The sequence below is a fragment of the Puia sp. genome, from assembly GCF_036500295.1.
In the GTDB taxonomy this organism is placed as follows: domain Bacteria; phylum Bacteroidota; class Bacteroidia; order Chitinophagales; family Chitinophagaceae; genus Puia.
Window position 1 is genome coordinate 40,555 of the sequence record NZ_DASYCH010000082.1, and the last position, 23,499, is coordinate 64,053.

The 23,499-nt window shown below is 53.4% G+C and carries 23 protein-coding genes; 9 read left to right on the forward strand and 14 right to left on the reverse strand.

Annotation, left to right across the window (positions count from 1 at the left end; all coding sequences use genetic code 11):
- Positions 1-15: 15 nt before the first annotated feature.
- The 4 genes from VGM48_RS15935 to fabG form a co-directional block, all read right to left on the reverse strand.
- Positions 16-651 (reverse strand): carbonic anhydrase, encoded by a 636-nt coding sequence (locus tag VGM48_RS15935; RefSeq protein WP_331580854.1) that lies wholly within the window; start codon positions 649-651, stop codon positions 16-18.
- Between the two features lie 49 nt (positions 652-700).
- Positions 701-2,170 carry a SulP family inorganic anion transporter gene (locus VGM48_RS15940; RefSeq protein WP_331580856.1) on the reverse strand — a complete coding sequence of 490 codons (1,470 nt, stop codon included), beginning with the start codon at positions 2,168-2,170 and terminating at the stop codon, positions 701-703.
- Between the two features lie 132 nt (positions 2,171-2,302).
- On the reverse strand, positions 2,303-2,602 hold the full coding sequence (locus VGM48_RS15945; RefSeq protein WP_331580858.1) for a hypothetical protein: 300 nt from the start codon (positions 2,600-2,602) through the stop codon (positions 2,303-2,305).
- A gap of 64 nt (positions 2,603-2,666) precedes the next feature.
- Positions 2,667-3,416, reverse strand: coding sequence for a 3-oxoacyl-[acyl-carrier-protein] reductase (gene fabG / locus VGM48_RS15950; protein ID WP_331580860.1), 750 nt, complete (start codon positions 3,414-3,416; stop codon positions 2,667-2,669).
- Positions 3,417-3,443: 27 nt separating this feature from the next.
- Here fabG and VGM48_RS15955 point away from each other — a divergent pair, with 27 nt between their 5' ends.
- Positions 3,444-4,709, forward strand: a complete 1,266-nt coding sequence (locus VGM48_RS15955) for a hypothetical protein (RefSeq protein WP_331580862.1) — start codon at positions 3,444-3,446, stop codon at positions 4,707-4,709.
- Here the strand turns inward: VGM48_RS15955 and VGM48_RS15960 are convergent.
- A complete protein-coding gene (locus VGM48_RS15960; protein WP_422662694.1) occupies positions 4,699-6,204 on the reverse strand; it encodes a GH3 auxin-responsive promoter family protein in 1,506 nt (501 codons plus the stop codon). The two genes, VGM48_RS15955 and VGM48_RS15960, sit on opposite strands and share 11 nt — an antisense overlap.
- 53 nt (positions 6,205-6,257) lie before the next feature.
- A complete protein-coding gene (lptB, locus tag VGM48_RS15965) occupies positions 6,258-7,040 on the reverse strand; it encodes an LPS export ABC transporter ATP-binding protein (protein ID WP_331580867.1) in 783 nt (260 codons plus the stop codon).
- A gap of 121 nt (positions 7,041-7,161) precedes the next feature.
- On the opposite strand from lptB, the gene VGM48_RS15970 reads away from it, so the two are divergent.
- Positions 7,162-8,115 carry a methylenetetrahydrofolate reductase gene (locus VGM48_RS15970; protein ID WP_331580869.1) on the forward strand — a complete coding sequence of 318 codons (954 nt, stop codon included), beginning with the start codon at positions 7,162-7,164 and terminating at the stop codon, positions 8,113-8,115.
- On the opposite strand, the gene VGM48_RS15975 is transcribed toward VGM48_RS15970, so the two are convergent.
- Both VGM48_RS15975 and VGM48_RS15980 read right to left on the reverse strand, forming a co-directional pair.
- The gene (locus VGM48_RS15975) at positions 8,112-10,049 is read right to left on the reverse strand and encodes a peptidylprolyl isomerase (protein ID WP_331580872.1); all 1,938 of its coding nucleotides are present in this window, start codon (positions 10,047-10,049) and stop codon (positions 8,112-8,114) included. The genes VGM48_RS15970 and VGM48_RS15975 overlap by 4 nt on opposite strands.
- Positions 10,050-10,056: 7 nt before the next feature.
- A complete protein-coding gene (locus VGM48_RS15980; protein WP_331580875.1) occupies positions 10,057-11,499 on the reverse strand; it encodes a DUF5106 domain-containing protein in 1,443 nt (480 codons plus the stop codon).
- 123 nt (positions 11,500-11,622) lie between these two features.
- On the opposite strand from VGM48_RS15980, the gene rlmD reads away from it, so the two are divergent.
- The 7 genes from rlmD (at position 11,623) to VGM48_RS16015 (ending at position 18,746) form a co-directional block, all read left to right on the forward strand.
- Entirely contained in the window at positions 11,623-13,032 is a 1,410-nt protein-coding gene (gene rlmD, locus VGM48_RS15985) for a 23S rRNA (uracil(1939)-C(5))-methyltransferase RlmD (RefSeq protein ID WP_331580877.1), read from the forward strand.
- Between the two features lie 77 nt (positions 13,033-13,109).
- Positions 13,110-13,784, forward strand: coding sequence for a rhomboid family intramembrane serine protease (locus tag VGM48_RS15990; protein ID WP_331580985.1), 675 nt, complete (start codon positions 13,110-13,112; stop codon positions 13,782-13,784).
- A gap of 53 nt (positions 13,785-13,837) precedes the next feature.
- Positions 13,838-14,764: a rhomboid family intramembrane serine protease gene (locus tag VGM48_RS15995; RefSeq protein WP_331580879.1), complete on the forward strand. Its 927-nt coding sequence runs from the start codon at positions 13,838-13,840 to the stop codon at positions 14,762-14,764.
- 10 nt (positions 14,765-14,774) lie between these two features.
- The gene (locus VGM48_RS16000) at positions 14,775-15,914 is read left to right on the forward strand and encodes an endonuclease/exonuclease/phosphatase family protein (RefSeq protein WP_331580881.1); all 1,140 of its coding nucleotides are present in this window, start codon (positions 14,775-14,777) and stop codon (positions 15,912-15,914) included.
- 21 nt (positions 15,915-15,935) lie between these two features.
- Positions 15,936-17,447 carry a cysteine--tRNA ligase gene (cysS, locus tag VGM48_RS16005; RefSeq protein WP_331580883.1) on the forward strand — a complete coding sequence of 504 codons (1,512 nt, stop codon included), beginning with the start codon at positions 15,936-15,938 and terminating at the stop codon, positions 17,445-17,447.
- Complete coding sequence (locus tag VGM48_RS16010) at positions 17,447-18,082, forward strand: DNA-3-methyladenine glycosylase 2 family protein (protein WP_331580885.1); 636 nt, start codon at positions 17,447-17,449, stop codon at positions 18,080-18,082. The genes cysS and VGM48_RS16010 overlap by 1 nt, the downstream gene beginning before the upstream one ends.
- Positions 18,083-18,206: 124 nt before the next feature.
- Positions 18,207-18,746, forward strand: a complete 540-nt coding sequence (locus VGM48_RS16015; protein WP_331580887.1) for a hypothetical protein — start codon at positions 18,207-18,209, stop codon at positions 18,744-18,746.
- Between the two features lie 51 nt (positions 18,747-18,797).
- On the opposite strand, the gene VGM48_RS16020 is transcribed toward VGM48_RS16015, so the two are convergent.
- The 6 genes from VGM48_RS16020 to paaD all read right to left on the reverse strand — a co-directional run bounded on the left by VGM48_RS16020 (position 18,798) and on the right by paaD (position 23,498).
- The gene (locus VGM48_RS16020; RefSeq protein ID WP_331580889.1) at positions 18,798-19,190 is read right to left on the reverse strand and encodes a hypothetical protein; all 393 of its coding nucleotides are present in this window, start codon (positions 19,188-19,190) and stop codon (positions 18,798-18,800) included.
- A gap of 31 nt (positions 19,191-19,221) precedes the next feature.
- Entirely contained in the window at positions 19,222-19,635 is a 414-nt protein-coding gene (locus VGM48_RS16025; protein WP_331580891.1) for a hypothetical protein, read from the reverse strand.
- A 272-nt stretch (positions 19,636-19,907) separates the two neighbouring features.
- Positions 19,908-20,912 carry a GTPase ObgE gene (gene obgE / locus VGM48_RS16030; RefSeq protein ID WP_331580892.1) on the reverse strand — a complete coding sequence of 335 codons (1,005 nt, stop codon included), beginning with the start codon at positions 20,910-20,912 and terminating at the stop codon, positions 19,908-19,910.
- Positions 20,913-20,931: 19 nt separating this feature from the next.
- Positions 20,932-22,206: a Uma2 family endonuclease gene (locus VGM48_RS16035; RefSeq protein WP_331580893.1), complete on the reverse strand. Its 1,275-nt coding sequence runs from the start codon at positions 22,204-22,206 to the stop codon at positions 20,932-20,934.
- 24 nt (positions 22,207-22,230) lie between these two features.
- Positions 22,231-23,007: an enoyl-CoA hydratase-related protein gene (locus VGM48_RS16040; protein WP_331580895.1), complete on the reverse strand. Its 777-nt coding sequence runs from the start codon at positions 23,005-23,007 to the stop codon at positions 22,231-22,233.
- Between the two features lie 2 nt (positions 23,008-23,009).
- Positions 23,010-23,498, reverse strand: coding sequence for a 1,2-phenylacetyl-CoA epoxidase subunit PaaD (paaD, locus tag VGM48_RS16045; protein WP_331580897.1), 489 nt, complete (start codon positions 23,496-23,498; stop codon positions 23,010-23,012).
- Between the last annotated feature and the right edge of the window lies 1 nt (position 23,499).

Below are 23,499 nucleotides of genomic sequence, written 5' to 3' on the forward strand. Positions count from 1 at the left end.
GGCCGCCTTTCGGGATTATAGATCATCATACTGATAGAGGGGGTCGAGGGCCGAGTCTGCATCCATATCGAAGATGGGTTTGATCAGGCCGTCCTTGAGCCCATATACCCAACCGTGCAACTGCGGCCGCCGGTGGTGTTTCCAGGATCGCTGGATGATCGAGGTTTTTGCCAGATGCATCACCTGTTCTTTTACGTTCAGCTCCGTAAGCCGGTCGGCCCGTTTCTCTTCATCGGGGATGGCATCCAGCTCTTTTGCGTGAAGGCGATAGACGTCCTTGATGTTCCGCAGCCACATATTCAGTACATACTTGTAGTCGTGATGGGTCATCGCTGCCTTTACCCCGCCGCAGCCATAGTGGCCGCAGACGATGACATGATTCACCAGCAGATGATTGACCGCATAGTCAAGCACGCTGAGCAGGTTGACATCCGTGTGGATGCAAAGGTTCGCGATATTGCGATGGACAAATATCTCCCCCGGTTGGGTCCCGGTGATCTTGTCGGCCGGCACCCGGCTGTCGCTGCAGCCGATCCATAGGAATTCTGGTGTTTGTAAATGAGCAAGCCGTTCGAAATAGTCCGGGTTATCCGCTTTTATCTCCGAGGACCATGCTTTGTTCTCCAGTAATAATTTTTCTATCGGCGTCATTAATGTATTTTTTATTCGTTTTGTAAACCTTTGTAAAGATAGTTAATTGTCAGGCTGCTTTTTTCTGGATGACGGGCTGGCCGTTTTTCCTCACTTCCACCCGGATATTCTTCAGGTGGGCATGGTGCATGAACTCATCGATCACATCCAGCACGTCCTTGTCGATAAAGTCCGCCCGGGTCATATCGATGAGGATAAAGGAATCCTCGGGCAAACCCTCCAGCCGCTGTTTTACGATCGGCTTGTTGAGGAAGCTGACGTCCTTACGAAAGCGAAGCAGATATTTATTCCCGTCATGTACGATCATAACCGCCGAGTGGAAATTGCTGCGGAGCAGGAAAAACAGTGCGAAGGCGATCCCGATGACGATGCCGATCAGCAGATCGGTAAGCAGGATGGCCACGATAGTCACCACAAAGGGTACAAACTGATCCCAGCCTTTGCGATGAAACTCCCGGAAAAGGGTGGGTTTTGCCAGCTTATAGCCGGTCATCACCAGAATCGCCGCCAGGGCGCTCAGCGGGATAGCATTGAGCAAACCTGGAATGAGCAACACGGATAAAAGCAACAGGCTGCCGTGAAGGATGGTAGACATCCTTGTCCTTGCCCCGGCATCGAGGTTGGCGCTGCTGCGGACGATCACCGAGGTCACCGGTAACCCGCCCAGCATGCCCGAGACGATATTGCCGATCCCCTGCGCCTTTAACTCCCGGTTTGTCGGAGTGCTGCGGTTGTAGGGGTCCAGCTTATCTATCGCCTCGATACATAACAGGGTCTCCAGGCTGGCGACAAGCGCGATGGTCAGCCCCGTCGTCCATACATCCAGCCGGCCGAGATAATGCCAGTCCGGCAAGCGGAAGAAGGCCGTAAAATCTCCAAGATCACCGGCTACCGGAAGGTTCACCAGATGGTGCGGGGCAAGCGTATGCGCCGAGCCGTTCTGCTCCAGTGCAACGCTGAGAATGATCCCCACGGCGACCACCATCAGCGGGCCGGGGACAAAACGGAAGAACTTCTTCTTTTTGAAGAAGGGCCGGTCCCAAAGCAAAAGGATGCCGACGGACACCAACCCGATTCCCATCGCGGCGGGTGAAAACCCCACCTTATAGCCAAGCAGGTGCGGCAGCTGTTTAAAGATAAGGATCAGGCCGATGGCGGCCAGCATCCCACGGATCACCGAGTTGGGGACATAGTCACCCAGGATACCCGCCTTCAGGGTTCCCAGGACGATCTGCAGGACCCCCGCGATCACCACCGAAAGGATAAAGGCTTCATAGGCCGGCATCTTACCGATGGCTACGGCGACGATGGCGGTAAGGCCCGCCGCGGGGCCGCTGACACTCAGCGAAGATCCGCTGAGACTGCCGATAATGAGACCGCCGACGATCCCGGCGATGATGCCCGCGAACAAGGGCGCATTGGAAGCCAGCGCAACGCCAAGACAGAGCGGCAGCGCGACAAGAAAGACCACGAGGCCGGACGGAATATCCGCACCCAGGTGTTGGGAGAGTTTTTTCATATAGATGAATTAGTTGGGATAAAAGAAAGGCATCTTACCTGCCGGAGGACAGAGAAGGGATGCAATTACACTCGATGAAGGAGTCTAATGTCGGCACGCATGCGCGTGCGAACCGGCCTCCGGTCGGTTCAGCTAGCAATTCGGCGGCGGTGTGGGAATATCGTCCGCATGCCGGAGGGGCAATGCCGCGGAGTGAATGGAATGAAGAGGAACAGTGGGAATATGCGAATAATGCTCGAGGATAGGAAGCGCACCGGGCAGAAAGTCTTTTTGCCACTCTTCGCCGGTACGCGTGGGGCTGGGGCCGTTAGTATGTGCAAGCTCTTCCGTTGCCGTACCGCCGAGCAGCCACGCCATCGTCTGCTTCAACGGCACGAGTTGTGCGCTGAGCACCAGCAGGAGAATAACAGCTATGATCTTACGTGTCTTCAAACGCAGCAAAAATAATGGGATACGAAGAGAACAGGAAGCCCTGCCTCTTCGTTTTAACAAAATACTAGATATTCAGTCCGCCACAGACACTGACAACCTGTCCCGTGATATACGAACTGAGTTCACTGGCAAGAAAAAGTGTCGTATTGGCTATTTCCTCGGCGCGGCCGAACCGGCCCAGGGGAATTTCTTCGAGAAACTTCTTCGCCGCATCTCCATCCTTCAGATAATGGGTCATATCGGTCTCCACAAAACCGGGAGCAATGGCATTGCAGCGGATATTCCGGCTTCCCAGCTCTTTTGCCACCGACTTCGTAAAGCCGAGGATACCGGCCTTGGAAGCGGCATAACTGGCCTGTCCCGCGTTCCCGCTGACCCCCACGATCGAACTCATATTGATGATCGACCCGCGCTTTGCTTTCATCATGGGCCGGATCACCTGCTTGGTCATGTTGAACACGCTGGTCAGATTGATGCTGATCACCTCATCCCATTGTTCGGGCGTAAGCCGCAGCAACAGATTGTCCTTGGAGATGCCGGCATTATTGACACAGATATCCACCGTTCCAAATTCTTTTATCACATCATTGACCATGGATTCGCATTCCGCAAATACGCCGGCATTGCTTTTATAGGCCCGGGCCTTTACCCCCAATGCCTTTAGCTTTTCTTCCAGCACCTTTGCTTTTTCTTCACTGCTCAGATAGGTAAAGGCAACATGTGCGCCGTGCTCAGCTAGCTTCAGAGCTACGGCCTCGCCGATACCCCGGCTGGCGCCGGTGACGATCGCAACCTTGTTTTCGAGTAATTTCATGGGCCAAATATATATCTTTAGCGCCTAATGGATCACCCAAAAAATTTACCGGTCAAACTGTTGCTGCTCTTTTCGGTGGAGACGCTCAGCGCCACCTGGTTCCTGAAAATCCCGGGCTGGGCGCCCTTCTTTTCCCTGTTGTATCTTTCATCGGGCATCGCGATCGCATTTGGGCTGACCCGCTGCCCGCAACTGCGTCTGCCTGCCTCCGTTAAAAAAGCCTGGACCCTGCCGGTCAACCATTACCGGTTGATCATCGTGGGTTTGATGGCACTCGCCACCTGGTCCTGGTGCTGCTATTGGTTCGATGAAATGCCAATCGATATCACCAACGCCGATATGCTTCCCATCATAAAAGTGATGGGCGAAAGATTTATCGCCGGTCAGCATAGTCATGTCTATGATATTATTCCGTGGATCTGGAACGGAACACAACCGATCTATCTTCCGGCAATGTGGCTGCCCTACGTCCCCGCCATTTTCCTGGGCCTCGACATGCGTTGGGTTGCCGTGGCCGCCCTGCTCTTCAGCTTTGCCGTCTTTATTTTTCTATACCGGGCAACCACTTTCTCCGCCGGAGCCCTGGCAGAAAAACGGCCCCGGGGATATACCCCTTTCTTCCTCGGCGTCATCGCCTTTCTACTGTTCTGGTGGCTGGTCGCCGACAACACCGCGGGTATCGTCAGTGTGTCGGAAGAGGGAATGGTCATCGGGTATTATGTGCTGCTGGTGCTGGCGCTGCTCTCGGGCAGACCCTGGCTTACGGGTATCGCTATTTCCCTCTGTATGCTGAGCCGCTATGCGCTTGTAGGCTGGATACCGGCGTACCTGCTCTTTCTCGCGTTAGAGAAGAAGTGGCGGAATTTATCGATCATCACCCTCACCGGAATACTCTGCTTTGTCCTGCTGTTCCTGTTGCCCGTAGGGCTGGATACCTTTGTCCGCCTGGCAAAACTGCCGGGGGACTATGTGGCCTTCGCCTCCCGGGTGTGGAAGGACAGCCCGGATGTTTTTACAACGGCGCCCGGGTTGGCCTGGTTCTTTGGTCCCAAAAAAGTGGGGCTGCTGCATAGCCTGCTCATCTCGCTCAGCTTTATCGCCCCGATGCTCTTTATCCTTGCCGGGTGGCGGCTGCGGGCCAAAAATCTGCCGCTGGCGGCATTAAAACTGGGGCTGGTGATCTTTTTTGCCTTTATCGACGTTCCCTATCTCTACCTGTTCTATACTTCTTCATTCGTCAGCCTTATCGCGCTGACGCTGCTTCTCCGGCAGACGGAACAGACTACAGCATAGCCTGGATCTCTTCGATATATTTTCGGTCATTGGAGAGGCGGGGAACCTTATGCTGACCACCCAACTTGCCTTTTCGCTTCAGCCAGGCCGTGAAAACACCTTTTTCAAGCATATGCAACCGGGGCATTCCAAGGGCGATATCCTTATGCCGTTTGGCCTCGTAATCGCTGTTGATGCTTTTCAGCGCCTTGTCGAGCTCGGTGACGAACTGGTTCAGATCGGCCGGCTTCTTCTCGAATTCCACCAGCCATTCATGCGCCCCGTTACCCGTCTCGCTGAAGTAGATGGGGGCGGCAGTGTAATCATTGACGATAGCCCCGGTCTTCTCACTTGCGATGGCGATGGCCTTGTCCGAATTGTCGACGATGACCTCTTCGCCAAAGGCATTCATAAAATGTTTGAGGCGGCCGCTTACTTTTATCCGGAAGGGGTCGCGGGAAGTAAATTGGATCGTGTCACCCAACAGATAACGCCAAAGCCCGCCGTTGGTATTGATCACCAGTGCGTAGTTCTGGCCGATCTCGATGTCGGCCAGCCCGATGGTCTCCGGATGGGGCTTGCCATATTCTTCCACCGGCATAAACTCCATGAAGATCCCATGATCCAGGAAGAGCAACATCCCGTCATCGTTCGGGTTGCCCTGGGCGGCAAAGAACCCTTCGCTGGCGTTATACATATCGAGATAGTGGATGTCCTTTCCGATAAGCCGGCGAAACTGTTCCTGATAGGGTGTAAAGGCGACGCCGCCATGGATATATAATTCGAGGGATGGCCAGACCTCCGCGAGGGTGCTCTTCCCCGTCATCTCCAGGATACGTCTGATCAGAACGAGCGTCCAGGTCGGGACCCCGGAAATAGACGTTACATTCTCGATGATCGTATTGCCGGCCAGCCGTTCGATCTTGTCCTCCCACTCGTCGAGCAGCGCGATACTCAGCTCGGGGGTGCGGATCCAGTTCCCCCAGAAAGGCGCATTTTGCAGCAGCACGGCACTCAGGTCGCCATAGTGCACCTCCTCATTTACCTGGTTGATGGTATGACTGCCGCCGATAACCAATCCCTTGCCGGTGAGCAGATCGGATTCGGGATTGAAGTGATAGTACATCGTCAGCACGTCCTTGGCGCCTTTGTAATGGCAGTCCTGCAGACTCTCTTCGCTGACGGGGATGAACTTGCTTTTGTCACTGGTGGTGCCGCTGCTCTTCGCGAACCAGTTGATCGGCGTATTCCAGAGGATATTCTGCTCGCCGTTCATGATCCGCTGGATATAAGGCTTCAGGTCGTCGTATTCGTGGATGGGAACGGCCTGTTTAAAATCGCGGAGGGAAAAAGTCCTGGAGAAATTATACTTACGGCCAAACTCGGTATACTGGGCGGAAGTGACAAGATGCTGCAGGACTTCCCGCTGGACGGCGATAGGATGTTTCACCCATTGTTCAATGCGTTCCTGGCGCAATCTCGCCAATCTCGATATGGCCGGGCTCAATAGCTTCATACACTAAGCCGACAGGCGCGGCTTCAAAGGCAATGTAATTAAACGGTGGGAATTTAAAGCATATTTTTTTCTTCCCGCTGACGGGCTTCTTCATGGAGATAGTCCTTTCTTTTCAGCTCGAAATTGCGGCCCAGATACAGCCGTCTTACCTGTTCGTCCTCGGCAAGCTCTTCGGCGGTGCCGTGCTTGAAGATCTTCCCGTCGATAAGCAGGTAGGCCCGATCGCAGATGGAGAGCGTCTCGTTCACGTTGTGGTCGGTGATCAGGATGCCGATGTTGCGGAATTTGAGCCTTGCCACCACGGACTGGATGTCTTCCACCGCAATGGGATCCACCCCGGCGAAGGGCTCGTCAAGAAGGATGAATTTGGGGTCCACGGCAAGTGCACGGGCAATCTCTGTCCTTCGCCGTTCGCCGCCGCTTAGCGAATCCCCGTTGTTTTTGCGTACATGATGGAGGTGAAACTCATCCAGCAGGGCTTCCAGCTTCTCTTTTTGCTGTGCCCGGCTCAGTTTGGTCATTTCCAGCACCGCCTTGATATTGTCTTCCACGCTGAGCTTGCGGAAGACGGAGGCCTCCTGCGGCAGGTAGCCGATACCCATCTGTGCCCGTTTGAACATGGGCTGACGGGTGATATTGACATCGTTTAGAAAAACATTGCCTTCATCCGGCTTTATCAGCCCCACCACCATGTAAAAGGTGGTCGTCTTACCGGCGCCATTCGGACCCAGCAACCCGACGATTTCTCCCTGCTCCAACTTGACGGATACGTGGTTCACCACCGTCCGGTTGTGGTAGGTCTTTACAAGGTCTTGGGAATGAATGGTAATACTCAAGCTTTTCGATTTTGCTCGCAAAAATAAGCCCCTAATGTGATGCCGCAAGCTCCGGATGTGAAATTTATAGGTGTTTTAAGACTTATCGATTAATTTCGCAGACTTAATCACTTGTTTTCCAATGAAGGTTATAGACCATCTCAAAAACGCCAAGGATACCCTCGTTTCTTTCGAAATTCTGCCCCCTTTGAAAGGTAAGACCATCAGCTCCATTTACGACCACCTGGACCCCCTGATGGAATTCAAGCCTGCCTTCATCAACGTGACCTATCACCGCAGCGAAACGATGTTCAAAAAGAAGACCGATGGCACCTTCGAGAAAGTAGAAGTCCGCAAGCGGCCCGGCACGGTCGGCATCTGCGCCGCCATCATGAACCATTATAAGGTGGACGCGGTTCCGCACCTGATCTGCGGTGGATTCGCCAAACGGGAAACCGAGGATGCCCTGATCGACCTGCATTTTCTCGGCATCGACAACGTTCTTGTACTGCGGGGTGATGCCGCCAAAAACGAAAGCTCCTTCGAGCCCGAACCCGATGGCCATCGCTATGCTCTCGATCTGCTGAAACAGGTGGTTTGCCTTAACCAGGGGGTCTACCTCGAAGAAGACATCAAAAACGGCGGAAAGACCAATTTCTGCATCGGCATCGCCGGCTACCCGGAAAAACATTTCGAAGCACCCAATCTCGATACCGACCTGATGTATCTCAAGGCAAAGGTCGACGCCGGGGCGGAATATATCACCACTCAGATGTTCTTCGACAACCAGAAATATTTTGAATTTGTCAAGGCCGTCCGCGAACAGGGGATTACCATTCCCGTTATCCCGGGGCTGAAGCCCATCACGACAAAGAAGCAGCTAAGCATGTTGCCGAAGGTGTTCCATGTCGACCTGCCCACCGATCTCTCCAATGCCATCCTGCAGTGCAGGAGCGATGCGGAGGTGGAGAAGGTCGGCACCGAATGGCTGATCCAGCAAAGCAGGGAGCTGAAACAGGCGGGCGTGCCGGTATTGCATTACTATACCCTCGGCAAGCCAAAGTTGATCGAGGAGGTGGTAAAGGCTACCTTCTAAAGGGTTTTAAAAACCGATTCTTCAATCTTTATCGCGTATTTCTTTTTCAGTTCGGCGATCCACTGATCTTCCAGAAAAGCCTGGTAATCGTTGATCACGAATCCTCTTGCATCCCGGAAATCCCGGGGCGCGCGTTGGCGATATACATTCAGAATATAACCAAAGCTCACGGAGTTGTCCGTCGGATTGGTGGAGAAGGGGGTGAAGGTTCCGGGCTCGGGCGCAGTCTTCGAGGAGTTGGGGATCTGGGCAAACTCATACCGGCCGGAGTCCGCCTGCACGGCGGCGCCACTGCTGTCGGTCATTTGCCGCCAGGTGGACAGGGGATGAGTCTGGAGCCGGGCTTTCAGGTCTTCTGCCGTCCGGGCATTGTTACAGGTGAATAAAAGGGCCTCCGCACTTTGCTCCCACCAGTATTTGTCCTTGTGGGCGTCATAGTATTTCCGCAAGCCGGCGCTGTCGGTGGAGGCTTTGTCCCAGATCTTCCGCTGCATGACCTCGAACAACAGATTGCCTTCCCGGAACTCCATCAACTGAAAGGCGAAATCCTTATTATAGTCTTCGAGATGGTTGCGGTAGTAGTCTTGGGCAGTTCGCTCGACGAACCGGTCGAAGAGTTCTTTATCCGCCTGGGCCCCGCCCACCCGCTGACCTCTCGCCGCCCTGGCATAGTCCAGCCATTCTTTCACGCTATAGAACTGCCGGCCGAAAGTAAAAACGGTGGTGGGCCAGCTCAGTCCGCGGAAGCTTGAAAGCCCCATATTTTTCAGGGAGCTGTCGGTAAAGGCCCACAGATCGAGCTCGGAAATATCTGCCCGGTGAAAATCGGTTTGTTGCATGATCCGGTCGAGCAGGGCTTTACGGGACACCTCTATCCGGGGATCGTTCAACACCTGCTGCTTCAACTGCGCGGTCGCGGGCTCATTCATTTCCGCCGGGAAGGGTTTCCGGCCCAGGCGTTTGATAATATGATACCCAAATTCGCTTTGGAGGGGTTTGCTGATGGCGCCATCCCGGTCCAGGGCAAAGGCCGTCGCTTCGAAGGCGGAGTCGTAGCGGCCGACGCCGAATTCAGGCAGTTCGCCCCCTTGTTGATAGGAAAGATTGTCGCCGCTGTTGTTACGGGCCAGCGTGGCAAAATCGGTGCCTTGCCGGAGCAGGGCATAGAGAGAATCGGCCCGGTGCCGGGCATCTACCTTCATGGCTGCCGTGGGCGAAGGCGGGAAGGCCACGAGTATCTGGGCTACCTTTACCCTGCCCAGGGATCTCCGTTCGCCATCGTTGCGAAAGATATGGTAGCCGCCTTTTGTGCGATAGGGTTTTGAGATCTGTCCGGGTGCGAGGGACCAGGCCAGGCTCTCCAATTGGTAGGGGAGGGTGAAGACGGTGACATACCCGAGGCTGCCGCCATTGCTTTTTGCCGAGGGGTCTTCGGAGAAGAGCATGGCCATTTCGGCGAACTTCCTGCCTTTTTTCAGCGCCGTATAGGCCGACATCGCCTTTTCGTAGGCCCGGGCCGTATCGACTGGGGACGGACTCTTCGGCAAGGTGATAAGAATATGGGAGAGATGCATGTCTTTTTGCCCCCGCTGATAGGCTTCTTTGACGAGCCGGTCCAGGCTGGTCTCGTCCTTGAGATAGGATTCGGCCACCTGTGAACGGAAATTCTGTAGCTCCATCCGCTGGCCCGGAAGGGTGTCCAATTGGGCATCATAGGCGGCCCGCACCTTCAGTTTGTAACGGATATAGAGCTCCAGGTAGTCACGGTACGAGGCTGAGGTAGGCTTTTGCCCGGTATTGTTCTTGTTATACGCTTTCAGGAATTCTTCCTTGCTAACCGGGTTATGATCGACGGTGAATAGAGTTTGAGCAGAGACACCCGACAGCAATAGGAAAAAAAGACCGGGGATAAGGAAAAGCGTTTTAACCGGCATGCCCATATCAATTGGATTTTTTTTGACGCATTTTCAAGTTTATGACCTCATCGATCTGTTGATAAGTAAGCTTTTTTGCGATGATATGTTTGTCTTTATCCAGCAGGTAGAGGATCGGGGTCTGATACACGTCGTAAAGCTGGCGATAATTGGGCTGACCCGCCTTCTCGCCGGCTTCCTGGTGTTCTTTGGTCTCATAAACGTGTATCCAGTCGGTTAAATTGTGATCCTTAATGAATTGTAACCAGGCCTCGTTCCCGCCGTCGACCATCACCCCATACAGTTTTATGCCTTCCTGTTTCCACCTGGCATGGAAGATCGAGTCCACCTTCGGGACGATCTCCTTGCAATGGCTGCAGGTCGGGTCCCAGAAGCAGATGACGACAAACGGCGCGGCGACATCGTAAAGGTTGCGGGGTTTACCCGTCGTATCCACCATTTCAAGGTTGGCGGCAGGCTGACCTATCAAATTGGCCATCAGGCTATAAGCCCGGTTGTCCAGAAACTTCCTATATTTTTCCGTAAAGAATTCCGCCTGGCCGGTGTTAATGTATTTCTCAAAGAGATGGACAAATATCGCATCCTGACCCATGTACTGCGGGTTAACATACTTCTGAACGAAATACACCATCAGGTATTGGAACATGGGTTTGCTGACCCTGGCTTCCAGGAGCATTTGGTCGGCCTCCCGCTCGATAGAGTCGGGCTCGGGCGGTACGAGGTCCTGGAAATACTTGTCCAGCCGGGGTTCGAACACGGGCGTCCGGCTAAGCCGCTCGTCGGAGAAGTCGATGCCGTCCCAGTAATGGTCCTTGAAAAAGCGATAGGCGAAAAGGCTGTCATATTTTCTGTTCGGCTGGCTGGCCGCCGGCGGCACCACGGGCTCTTTTAACAGCCGGAAAAGAGCGGCCAGAAGGGTGTTGGGGTATTTGACGGCAAGGTTCTGACGATAATCCTGAATCTCGGTATTGGCCTTCTTCATCTTTTCACGGATACGGGTCGAATCGGCCCTGGTATGGGCAGCCGCCAGTTCCTTCAGTCCCGCGGTGATCTCTTTGCCCTTGGTGGCAGTAAAGCGGGTATAGGTCTGGAAGAGGGTATTGTCGGGCGAGCCGGTAAAGGCCACGGTTTCGGGAAGGCCGGCCGTGTCGGCGGCTACGGAAAAATGCTGCAGGCTGTCCAGGAGCAGTTCGAAAAGAACCGTCCTGCCCGGGGAGACGACAAAATAGACCCCACCAGGTAACCGGTCCTTACCCTTGAAAAGGCCGTCGCCGTTAACGTCGAGCTGTGCCGAATCCGCCAGCGCCCTGATCTTGCCGTAATAGTAACCCAGATAAACCTTTCCGCCGGTAAAAGGCTTAAGATGAACGCGGATGGAGTATCCGCTCTGTGCGTGAGCATTCAACAAATACAATAAAAAACAGCCGACGGATAATACGATCTTCCTCATACACAGGTAAAAATAGCACTAATTTAAGATGCCGGAGGCATCTTGTCCGAAGGACAGACCTTAGATTAATCCTGAAAATGGGCTTTATTTTTCAAGAAGCACATTTTCAGGGATATTTGCGTCGTGAGAAAAAAGAAAAAAGCCATTGAATTATTGGATGTTCTGGTCGAAGATTACGCAGCCGAAGGCAAGTCGATTGCCCGCGTCGACGGAAAAGTGATCTTTATCGAGAATGCGGTTCCCGGCGATATCGTCAATATTCGCCTGGGAAAGAATAAAAAGGACTGGGCCGAAGGATTTGTCACCGCATTTCGTGAATACAGCCCCAAACGGGTGGACCCTTTTTGTTCCCATTTCGGCGTATGCGGCGGCTGCCGGTGGCAGATGCTGCCATATCCGCTACAACTTCAATACAAGCAGCAGCAGGTGGAAGACGTCCTGCAGCGGATCGGGAAGGTGGAGCTTCCGGCGATAGATCCGATCCTCGGCGCCGCGGAATCTATCCACTATCGCAACAAGATAGAATACACGTTCTCCAACCGGCGCTTCCTGCTGCCCAGGGAGCTGCATGACCCTGCCGTCAATCCGCAGCAGAACGTCGCGGGCTTTCATGCGAGAGGCCTTTTCGACAAGGTAGTGGATATCGATATCTGTTACCTGCAACAGGAGCCTACCAATCAACTGCGTAAGGCCGTCAGGGATTTCGGGCTGGAGCGCAACCTGCCCTTTTATGACATCCGGGCGCACCATGGCTGGCTTCGAAACCTCCAGCTGCGCATCTGTACGACCGGCGAGATCATGGCCAATCTCGTGCTCGGATATGAAGATGAGGGACAGACCCGGGAATTGACTCAGCGCCTGCTGCAACAATTTCCCCAGCTCACCACCCTTTTAGTGACGATCAATCCCAAGTGGAATGACACGATTGGAGATCTGGAGCCACGGATCGTCCACGGAAAAGGCTATGTGATCGAGAAGCTGGAGGATTTCCGGTTTAAGATCGGCCCCAAGTCCTTCTTCCAGACGAATACGATCCAGGGCGAGGCGCTTTATCGCGTGACGCGGGAGTTTGCAGAGCTTACGGGGAAGGAGACGGTTTATGACCTGTACTGCGGCACCGGCAGCATCGGTATCTTTGTCAGCCGCCAGGCTGCGCGCATCGTCGGGGTTGAGGTCGTTCCGGAAGCCGTTGCCGATGCAAAGGAGAATGCAGCGCTGAACAATATCCCCCATGCCCGGTTCTTTGCAGGGGATGTGGTGGATGTCTGCAATGACGAATTCTTCGCCCGGGAAGGGCGGCCCGATGTGATCATCACCGACCCGCCGCGCGCCGGGATGCATGAGGGGCTGGTTAATAAAATCCTGGAGATCGCCGCGCCGACCGTCGTTTATGTAAGCTGCAATCCGGCGACGCAGGCAAGAGATCTCCGGTTGCTGGATGCGAAATATGCGGTCACGCGGGTACAGCCGGTAGATATGTTCCCGCATACCCATCATATCGAAAATATCGTACAGCTTAAGCTTCGTGTATAGCCTGCAAAGCGTTAATTTGCATAATTCAATAGTTAAATTGTAAGAGTATGACAGAATTTCGGCCCAGTAGCTTTCAGATGATTCCGCCCGTCATTAAGAATCTTATAATCCTCAACGTTTTAGTTTTTCTTGCGCAACAAACTCTGGGCCGGGGAGTCGAGAATTCGATACTCAACCTGTTTGCCCTTCATGATGTCCATTCCGCTTTTTTTCGTCCTCATCAGCTGATTACCTATATGTTTCTTCACGGCGGATGGGATCACATTTTTTTTAATATGTTCGCCCTCTGGATGTTTGGTGCCGTGCTCGAGAATTACTGGGGGTCGAAAAGGTTCCTGATCTATTACGTGATCTGCGGCATTGGGGCCGCGGTGTGTCATCTGATTGTTTTATATATTGAAATGGCTCCGCTGATGGATCAGTTTCATCAGATCCCTCTGCAGGAACAACAGGAATTGCTTTATTCGGCTGAATTCAGGGTTAATGAGGCGACGCTGGGGGCTTCCGGCGCCATATTCGGCTGTCTGGCCGCCTTTGGATACCTTTTCCCCAACAGTCTGATCTATCTCTACTTTTTTGTACCGATCAAGGCGAAGTGGGCAGTGCTGGGCTACGCCGCCATTGAATTGTATTCCGGCATCCGGTCCTCCGCCGGCGATAATGTCGCACACTGGGCCCACCTGGGAGGGGCGCTCGTAGGCATCATTGTTGTAATGATCTGGAACAGGAACAACCGGCGAAATTTTTATTAGCGGGTCCGAACATCCTTTGTTTGCCGGCGTTTTATCATAACATAAACAATCGTATGCGGGTAATGGAAGACAGCAATCGCAAGAAGATCGCCCTGGGGCAGGATGGGAATGCACTGGTCCGGCTGGTGGTGATCAATGCCGTGCTGTTTTCGATACTGAAGTTCGTGTACCTTATTTACACGGCCTACAAGCTGCCCGATTTGCAGTATGACACCAATGTCCTTTCCTGGTTTGTTCTGCCCGCCTCCCTGGATAAATTGTCCGGCCGTCCCTGGACGGTGCTGAGTTATATGTTCTCCGACGCGCATATGTTCCGGTTCATCGGGAACATGGTCTGGCTTTGGGGATTTGGGTATATTTTACAGGACCTGACCGGCAACCGGAAACTGATCCCCATCTATCTCTACGGGGGCATCGCGGGCGCGCTCGTTTTCCTCGTTGCCTATACCGTTTTTCCAGGTTTGCATGCCGATATAGCCACCGCCCAGCTGGCTGGTGCCAATGCCTCCATCATCGCCGTGGCCGTTGCCACTACCGCGGTAGCACCCGATTATCGCATCTTCCCGATGATCAACGGCGGCATCCCGCTTTGGGTATTGACGGTGCTGTACCTGCTCATCAATTTCTCCACCCTTGACCGCCACGACCCGGGGCCCTATATCGCCAACCTGGCGGGCGCCGGCGCGGGCTACCTGTTCATCTATCAGATGCGGCGGGGCCGGGACGGCAGCGCCTGGATCAACCGGTTCTTCGACTGGTGTAACGAACTCTTCAACCCGGATAAGAAGCGGAAGGCAAGATCTCCCAAAGACGAGTTTTACTACAAGGTTTCCGGCACCCAGCCGTTCAAGAAGATACCCAATGTGACCCAGCAGCGCATCGACGAGATCCTGGACAAGATCAACCAACAGGGTTACCGCTTCCTTACAGACGAGGAAAAAGAGATCCTGAAAAGGGCCGCGGACGAAGAAGATTTGTAACTTAGGGCACATGGCCCTCCTAAGAAATTTCACCCGCAGGCTGTTCATCGTCCTGAACATCCTTACAGCAGTTCTCTTTCTGCTGGCCTGCGCGAATTCTTTTCTTCATCCGGGCAAATGGTGGCTGGTCTCCCTGCTGGGGCTTATTTTCCCGCTCTTATTGCTGTTATTGCTTCTCTTTTTTATCATCGGACTCTTTTTGTCGCACTATCGCCCCTGGTCCCTGCTTTCACTGCTGGTGCTGCTTATCGGCTGGTCCAATATCCGCAGCTTTTTCGCCATGCATCCGGGAACGGGTTTTACCCTCAAAAAGCCCGCCGGCACCGTCCGGATCATGACCTGGAACGTTCGCAGCTTCGATGAATACATTACCCGGAAGAAGGGCGCTTCGGGTCACCGGTTAAAAATGCTGAATTTCATCGACAGTGTTCACCCGGACATCCTTTGCCTGCAGGAGTTTCTGGAATCCTACCATCCCAGCGATACCCCCAACATTCCCTACATCGAAGAACACCTGCATTTTCCCTATCATGTCTTTTCAAAAGACTATGGCCGCTTTGACGGGAAATGGGCGGCCGGCGTGATCATTTTTTCACGGTACCCGATAGTCGACTCCCTGAGCATGCATTATTCAAAGCCCGACGCCGTGCCTGCCACGGAAAGTCTCATCGCGGCAGATATCCAGATCGGTGACGACACTCTTCGGGCCTTTACCACCCATCTTCAGTCCGTACTCTTCCGCAGCAAGGACTATCACGATCTGGAGATCATCAAGAAGGTGGATGACAGCATCGTATCGGCTTCGAAATCCATTGCAAAAAAGCTGGCCTATGCCTTTCAGCACCGTGCCGATCAGGCGGAAGAGGTGCGATCCCGGCTGGACAAGAGTCCCTTCCCGGGGATCATCTGCGGGGATTTTAACGATGTCCCCAACTCTTACACCTATTTTACCATCCGCGGCGGGTGGAAGGATGCTTTCCTGCAAAATGGCTTCGGCATCGGCAGAACCTTCGTTCATCTGTCGCCGACACTGCGCATAGACTACATTCTCACCGATCCGCAGTTCCAGATCCTGCAGTGCCGGAAGTTCTCTCTTCCCTGGTCGGATCACAATCCCGTCGTTGCCGATCTGAAGCTCACCACACACTAAAAATCGTATCTTCGGGCCCGAATGAGTCAGTTAAAAGTCTATAATTCATATACCCGTCAGAAAGAGGTTTTCGCACCCATCACACCCGGTCATGTGGGCATGTACGTTTGCGGCCCTACCGTCAGCGGCGAAAGCCATCTGGGGCATGCCCGGCCTACCATCACCTTTGATTTCATCTATCGTTACCTCCTGCACCTCGGATTCAAGGTCAGATATGTGCGCAATATCACCGACGCCGGTCACTTCGAAGAAGAAGGCCGCGAAGCGGAGGATAAGATCGCTAAAAAGGCCGTGCTCGAAATGCTGGAACCGATGGAGCTGGTGCAGAAATACACCATTCTCTTTCATTGGGCCATGCATCAGTTCAATAACCTGAACCCCAGCATCGAACCCACGGCCACCGGGCATATCGTCGAGCAGATCGGCATGATCCAGAAGATCATCCAGGAAGGATATGCCTATGAGGTAAACGGCTCGGTATATTTCGATGTAAAAAAATATGCCGCCCACTACCCCTATGGAAAATTGAGCGGCCGGGTGCTTGACGACCTCCTCGAGACGACCCGCGAACTCGACGGCCAGGATGAAAAACACAATCGCCAGGATTTTGCACTCTGGAAAGCGGCGCCGCCGGAGCATATCATGCGCTGGCAGAGTCCCTGGGGCGAAGGATTCCCAGGCTGGCATATCGAATGCTCGGCCATGAGCTCGAAATATCTTGGCGCGCAGTTCGATATCCATGGCGGCGGGATGGACCTCCAGTTCCCACACCACGAAAGCGAGATCGCACAAAGCACCATTTGCAATCATGAGATCCCCGCCCGGTACTGGCTGCACAATAACATGATCACGCTCAACGGCAGAAAGATGGGGAAAAGCTATGGCAACCAGATTCGCCTGACGGAGATGTTCACCGGCACGAATCCGCTGTTGCAGCAGGCCTACACGCCAATGACCATCCGCTTTTTCATTCTGCAAACCCATTATCGGAGCACGCTCGATTTCAGTAACGAAGCCCTGCAGGCCGCGGAGAAGGGACTAAAGCGGCTTTGGGAAGCCTATGACCTGCTGAAGAAATTGGTTGTCGACGAGACCGAAGGCAACGGCAGCTCCGCGACGGCGGCCGATCCGGCCATCGATGACCAGGTGCGCAAACTGCTGCGCGAGCTGGATGAATTCATGAATGACGATTTCAACACCGCAAAAGTCCTGGCGAATATCTTTGAGCTCGTACCCATCATCAACTCACTGAAGGGCGGCCAGATCCGCCGGGACGCCTTGAGCCCTGCAACCCTGCAGCTGATGAAACGCTATTTCACCGACTACCTCGAAAATATTCTGGGACTCAGGGGAGAATCCGCGGGAGATGACCAAAAGCTTAACGGCGTGATGGATCTGCTGATCGATATCCGGCGTGACGCCCGTTCGCGAAAAGACTATTCCACCTCGGATAAGATCCGTAACCAGTTGCTCCAGCTTGGGATCGTACTCAAGGATGAAAAGGATGGGGGGGTGAGTTTTACATTCGCTTAATGTCTGCGCCCATGGATTACCGGTTGCACCTTTTAAAAGACAGGAAATTAAAAAAGCTGATCGCCGAGGCCGAACCGGTAAAGGTCAGCAAAAGAAAGGATGTTCATTTCTACCTGATCGCATCCATCATGAGTCAGCAGCTGTCCGCCAGGGTGGCCGACACTATAAAGAAACGGTTCCTCGCTTTATATGATGGACGGTTCCCCACTCCTGAAGAGGTGCGGGCAACCCCGCTCGAGACGCTTCGGTCGATCGGACTGTCTAATGCAAAGGCCCGGTATGTTCACAATGTGGCGCAGTTTGCCGTTGAACAGGGGCTGGATCATAAGGTCCTGCACAAAATGGAAAACGAGGCGGTGATCGCCTACCTTACCCAGATAAAGGGAGTCGGCCGCTGGACGGCGGAGATGTTGCTGATGTTCAGTCTGGGACGGGAAGATATATTTGCGATCGACGACTGGGGTGTCCAGAATGCAATGATCCATATCTATCAATTGGACCCCACGGATATAAAGGCCCTGCGCGCGGAGCTGCTGCGAATCTCTGCAAAATGGAGTCCCTACCGGACCTATGCCTGTATGCATCTGTGGCGCTGGAAAGACAACAGCCCCGTGATCGTAGCTAAAAAAAAGTAAGTATCTTTAAATATAATATACCGGTGAATTCATCGAATTTACCGATTTCCCCTGACGCCGCTAACCGGATTGCGTATCGCTATATGGATATGAACAATATCGTTAACCTCAAAAATGCAAAGTTGTGAGAAAATTGAAAATCGTTTTTTCAGCCCTTTTCGTGATCGTCTCTTTTGCGTCGCTTTTTTCCGTCGCCGGTTGTAAAAAGACTTATACCACGGTGGTCAGGGACAGTGTCTATTATTCTTCCTGGATCCCGTTGAAGATGACGTTTGACGGCACGGACTCCATCTATTTCCAGGACTTCACCGAAGACAGATTGACGCCAAAGGTCGTTTCGAGTGGTGCGGTGTTAGGATATTTGGGTTATCCGAGTGGAAGCGATACTGTTGCTCAGTCCGTGTCCGAGTTTACGGCGATCTATGGCGTTCAGCAGATCTTCTCGGCCGGCGGCATCGAGGTCCAGTCCTTTGCCGACCTGACCTATAGCGCCACGGCCGGATATCTTTACCGTTATGTCATCATCCCGGGAAATGTCCTTTCTACAACGTCACTGAAAAATCTCAGCAAGGACCAACTGAGCAAGATGAAATTCACGGACATTGAGAGCGCGATCAAGAGCGCCCAGGGTACTTCCTCGGGTCAGGGCAACTCCTTACATTAATCTTCTCTCTTCGGCCGCCCCAACAGGGGCGGCCGATATCTTTCGCTGGGATTACTCCACTTCTTTTACCTTCACTTCATCTACCACCCGGCTGTCGGCATGCACTTCAAAGCGCTGTACGGAATTGTCGCTAAGATTACGGATCACAAATACCAGCTTCCCATAACTTTCGGGATCGGGTAATCTGAAATTCTTATCAAACTTCCGATCGGTGTAAAAGTGCTGATAGAGCTGATCGCCGAACTCATCCAGGATGGCGACGCTAAAGCGGGCGCCTGCAGTGTTATTATAAAGCACGTTGAAAGAATATCCCCCTGCATTGGAGCCAATAAACTTTACCTCTGCGGTGCTTTCGCTTTTGTCCCCGATGGGATCGTGCGGGCCGTTTGCCAGGGTCGCCAGGCTCATGCCGGCAAAGAAAAGGGAGAGAACGATTGATTTCATAACAATAAATTTTATTTGTGTTGTAAGGCGATTAATTGACTTTCCGAACGGCGACTTCGTGGATAACGCGGCTGTTGACATTGATGTCAAATGCCCTTACGATGTCTGCATTGCGGTAATCCCGGATCACAAAGACGATCCGGTCTTTCTCTGGTTTCGGCAGCCTGAACTGTTTGTAGATGCTTTTTTCGTTAAAAAGATTCTGATAAAGGCTGTTCCCGTCCTGGTCCTTGATGGTGACCAGGAATTTGCCCCCGGTAGGATTGGAATAGGTTATGTCGAAGACCAGCATGTCATCCTGGGCACCGAGATACTTTACCACTGCGACATCATCGCCTTTGGCGGCGTCGGCGTCCGTGGACTGGGCATTGGCCGTTGCCAGGATCACCAAAAAAGAGGTTCCGAGAAATAGCTTAGCAAAGAGAGCCATGAATTTCGACTTCATATAAATGGGTTTTTTGAGTGACGATAGGTATATGGGGCAACCCGTAGCTATATGGAAATCAACCGATGGCAAGCCGGAAAAAGAAATGGAGGCGAAACAATAGTAGTCTTGGCGGGAGAACAATCGTCGTCAGCAGCAATCGAATGGCAGGCTGGGACGTGGAAGAGATCAGGCTGATCTCATAAGGTGTGGTGCAAAACTATGTCCAAAATTGATCGATTGCAATAAATCTATATAAAGAGAACGTTAAGAATGAGACATTTATATTTAAATTAATTTGTAACGTCCTCATTCAGCGTCTTCCAGAGAATATCCTTTACTTCTGTGATTCCTTGATTGGTAACCGAAGACAGAAACATATGCGGAATATTGAGGGGTAATTCCCGCTTGATCGCATCTTTCAGTTCTTCATCGAGCATATCGCTTTTGCTGATGGCGATGACAAAGCGCTTGTGGAGCAGTTCGGGATTGTATTTTTCGAGTTCGTTGACGAGGATGCGGAATTCCCCGCCATGATCGGGGCTGTCGGCCGGGATGAGGAAGAGCAGGACGGGATTGCGTTCGATATGCCGGAGAAAGCGATGTCCCAATCCTTTGCCTTCGGCGGCGCCTTCGATGATCCCGGGCAGGTCAGCCATGCAAAACGAATGACCATCGCGGTATTCCACCATCCCCAATTGCGGCGTGAGGGTCGTGAAGGCATAGTCGGCGATCTTGGGTTTTGCGGCGGTGATGACCGAAAGGAGCGTGGACTTGCCGGCATTCGGAAATCCGACCAGCCCAACATCCGCCAATACCTTTAGCTCCAGCACTTTCCAGCCTTCCACCCCGGGAAGTCCGGGCTGTGCATGCTCCGGCGCCTGGTTGGTTGGGGTAGCGAAACTGGCATTTCCCAGTCCGCCACGGCCACCTTTGAGCCAGACGATCTCCTGGCCGTCCTCGAGGATCTCGGCCTCTACCTTGCCGGTCTCTTCATCCCGCGCCACGGTTCCCAGGGGAACTTCGATAAAAATATCCTTGCCGGATCTGCCCGTGCAGTTGTTGCCGCTGCCGGCCTCACCATTCTCCGCCAGCACATTCTTATAGTACCGCAGGTGAAGCAGGGTCCACTGGTCTTTACTGCCCCGGAGGATAATATGGGCGCCACGACCACCGTCCCCGCCGTCGGGTCCGGCCATGGCATTGAATTTAGTTTGCATAAAGTGCTTACTGCCAGCACCTCCGTGCCCGGTTCTGCAATAGATCCTGATCTGATCGACAAAGTTTGACTTCTCCATTCGGCTGCAAAGATACTTCTTAATGTGTGAGCTTGGGAAATGCGGTTCGCCCGTATATTTCTTCGAGGGTCATGCAAATGTTTACCGTTGCAATGGTGATCGTGTCGCTCAGCCGTCTATAGCTTGTTGAATTCCAATTGCCCCGAGCATCCTTTATGAATTGCTCGACCAGGATCGAGCGGGAGTCGACCAGGATATATTCCTGGAAAGAGGATAGGGCCTGATACCGCTCAAATTTCTCTGTTCGATCATATTTTGCCGTGGATTTGGAAAGTACCTCAACAATAGTGGCCGGATTCAATAAATTCCACTCATCGTTTTCAAAGGTGATCGGCTTTCCACAAACAATTGAAAGATCCGGATAGGTAAGAAATTCGTGCGGCTCGATATAGACGCGCAAGTCATTGCCGAAAACCTCACAGCCGCTGTTCTTAAGCCGGCTTCCTACAAGTCCTGACAGATTGCCGGTAATCCTGATGTGATCCAGCTTCGCACCTGCCATCATTGTGATCTCGCCTTTATAATACTCATGCTTCCATTCGGAGTGTTCTTCCCTTTCAAGATATTCCTTTACTGTAAATTTTGGTTCCCCATATGCCGCTTCCGGCTCCTCCACCCGGTAATCTTCCGGTCCGGCCTCCGACTTCTCTTTATTCCAGGGTTTATACTTCTTTTCCCCTTCCTGCGCATCCGTCGCTCCTGCCTCTCCCGCCACCTCCGCCTCTCCCGCCACCCCCGCCACCCCCGCCACCCCCGCCTCTTCCGGCCGCAAGGGCTCACAGGCCTTCCAGCCGGCCTGCAGTTCCCCCGGCAATGCCTGATAGATCGCCGTACCCTCCGTCTTCCAGCGCAGCATCTCCTCACTCACGGCCTTGACGATCTTTGCCGGATTGCCGACCACCACGCTCCGCGGCGGAATGATCTCACCCGTTTTGACAAAGCTCAGCGCGCCGACGATACATTCATCACCGAGGTCCACATTGTCCATGATCACGGCGTTCATCCCGATCAGACAATTGCGGCCGATAGTCGCCCCATGGACGATGGCGCCATGACCGATATGTGCGCCTTCCCGCAGCCGGACGGTGACGCCGGGGAATAAATGTATCGTACAGTTCTCCTGGATATTGCATCCGTCTTCGATGATGATCCGGCCCCAGTCGCCGCGGATGGCCGCGCCCGGCCCGACATAGACATCTTTCCCGATGACGACATCGCCGGTGACGGCAGCCTGGGGATGCACAAAGGAGGAAGCATCGACCACGGGGCGGTGGCCATTGAATTCGTAAAACATAGATTTTTCTTTTTTAAGTGGAACTTATTCCCCCTTAAACCGCGGAGCCCGTTTGTTCAGAAAGGCATCAACACCTTCTGCATAATCCTTTGTTTCGGCGGCCCGCTGCTGGAGCTCATCTTCCAGCAATAACTGGGCTTCCAGGCTGTTGCCGGCGGAGTAGTTCAGCGCATGTTTGGTCAGCGCCAGCGCCCGGGTCGGCATCCCCGCCAGCACCGCGGCCAATGCCCGCGAGGCGCCGACGAATTCATCATCCGGGTAAACTCCATAGACCATGCCCATCCTTTCCGCCTGTTCCGCGGTGACCCGGTCGCCCAGAAAAGCGATGCCCGCGGCTTTTTGCCGGCCCACGAGTCTTGGAAGGAACCAGGTGCCCCCGGTGTCGGGAATCAGGCCGATCTTCGAAAAAGCCTGGATAAAAGATGCCGACTTTGCCGCAACGACGATATCGCAGCATAGGGCGAGATTCGCCCCGGCGCCTGCCGCCACCCCATTCACCGCGGCGATAACCGGCTTGGGCAGATTGCGGATGCGGGTGACGAGCGGATTATAATGTTCGCTGAGGATCTTCGCCATCCCCGGAGCATCGGGTCCGACCACTTCCGCCAGGTCCTGCCCCGCGGAGAAGGCTTTGCCGGCGCCCGTGATATAAACGGCTCTTACCTCGTGCAGGCTCGCGCATTCATCCAGCCTGCTCTGCAGCAGCAATGCCATTTCCCTTGTAAACGCATTCATTTTTTCGGGCCGGTTCAACGTTATAAAAGCGATCTGATCCTGGATCTCGAAAAGGATGGAAGACATATTCAATGACATTTAAAATAATCGAAGGGTTCATGACAATCCTCACACCGGTATAACGACTTACAGGCGGTACTGCCGAATTCACTGATCAGCGTAGTATGATAGGAACCGCACCGGGGACAGGCGATGGCTTCTTCCCGGAGAAACAAACCCGGATGGCAGACGACCGGCACCGGCATCGGCGGCGCGATCCCATAGGCCGTCAATTTTTCCTTCCCCTTCTCGCTCATCCAGTCGGTGGTCCACGCCGGGGACAGGACGGTGGTTATTTTTATATCGGTATATCCATGTTGCAACAGCGTCATCCGGATATTCATCCGGATCATATCCATCGCCGGACAGCCGCTGTAGGTGGGGGTGATGACGATTTCAGGATGTCCCGCCTCCATCCGGACCCCACGGATGATGCCCAGGTCGATCACCGACAAGACCGGTACCTCAGGATCGGTAACCAGTTCCAACAGGGACCATATCGTCTTTGTTTCTTCCATT

Excerpts from the sequence above, each read along its gene's own strand:
- VGM48_RS16025 (WP_331580891.1), bottom strand. The coding sequence starts at position 19,635 with ATGAAGTCGAAATTCATGGCTCTCTTTGCTAAGCTATTTCTCGGAACC.
- VGM48_RS16040 (WP_331580895.1), bottom strand. The coding sequence starts at position 23,007 with ATGTCTTCCATCCTTTTCGAGATCCAGGATCAGATCGCTTTTATAACG.
- VGM48_RS15940 (WP_331580856.1), bottom strand. The coding sequence starts at position 2,170 with ATGAAAAAACTCTCCCAACACCTGGGTGCGGATATTCCGTCCGGCCTC.
- paaD (WP_331580897.1), bottom strand. The coding sequence starts at position 23,498 with ATGGAAGAAACAAAGACGATATGGTCCCTGTTGGAACTGGTTACCGAT.
- VGM48_RS15960 (WP_422662694.1), bottom strand. The coding sequence starts at position 6,204 with ATGAAGCTATTGAGCCCGGCCATATCGAGATTGGCGAGATTGCGCCAG.
- fabG (WP_331580860.1), bottom strand. The coding sequence starts at position 3,416 with ATGAAATTACTCGAAAACAAGGTTGCGATCGTCACCGGCGCCAGCCGG.
- VGM48_RS15980 (WP_331580875.1), bottom strand. The coding sequence starts at position 11,499 with ATGAGGAAGATCGTATTATCCGTCGGCTGTTTTTTATTGTATTTGTTG.
- VGM48_RS15955 (WP_331580862.1), top strand. The coding sequence starts at position 3,444 with ATGGATCACCCAAAAAATTTACCGGTCAAACTGTTGCTGCTCTTTTCG.
- VGM48_RS15990 (WP_331580985.1), top strand. The coding sequence starts at position 13,110 with ATGATTCCGCCCGTCATTAAGAATCTTATAATCCTCAACGTTTTAGTT.
- VGM48_RS15935 (WP_331580854.1), bottom strand. The coding sequence starts at position 651 with ATGACGCCGATAGAAAAATTATTACTGGAGAACAAAGCATGGTCCTCG.
- VGM48_RS15975 (WP_331580872.1), bottom strand. The coding sequence starts at position 10,049 with ATGCCGGTTAAAACGCTTTTCCTTATCCCCGGTCTTTTTTTCCTATTG.
- VGM48_RS16010 (WP_331580885.1), top strand. The coding sequence starts at position 17,447 with ATGTCTGCGCCCATGGATTACCGGTTGCACCTTTTAAAAGACAGGAAA.
- obgE (WP_331580892.1), bottom strand. The coding sequence starts at position 20,912 with ATGGAGAAGTCAAACTTTGTCGATCAGATCAGGATCTATTGCAGAACC.
- VGM48_RS16020 (WP_331580889.1), bottom strand. The coding sequence starts at position 19,190 with ATGAAATCAATCGTTCTCTCCCTTTTCTTTGCCGGCATGAGCCTGGCG.
- VGM48_RS15995 (WP_331580879.1), top strand. The coding sequence starts at position 13,838 with ATGCGGGTAATGGAAGACAGCAATCGCAAGAAGATCGCCCTGGGGCAG.
- VGM48_RS16000 (WP_331580881.1), top strand. The coding sequence starts at position 14,775 with ATGGCCCTCCTAAGAAATTTCACCCGCAGGCTGTTCATCGTCCTGAAC.
- VGM48_RS15970 (WP_331580869.1), top strand. The coding sequence starts at position 7,162 with ATGAAGGTTATAGACCATCTCAAAAACGCCAAGGATACCCTCGTTTCT.
- cysS (WP_331580883.1), top strand. The coding sequence starts at position 15,936 with ATGAGTCAGTTAAAAGTCTATAATTCATATACCCGTCAGAAAGAGGTT.
- VGM48_RS16035 (WP_331580893.1), bottom strand. The coding sequence starts at position 22,206 with ATGTTTTACGAATTCAATGGCCACCGCCCCGTGGTCGATGCTTCCTCC.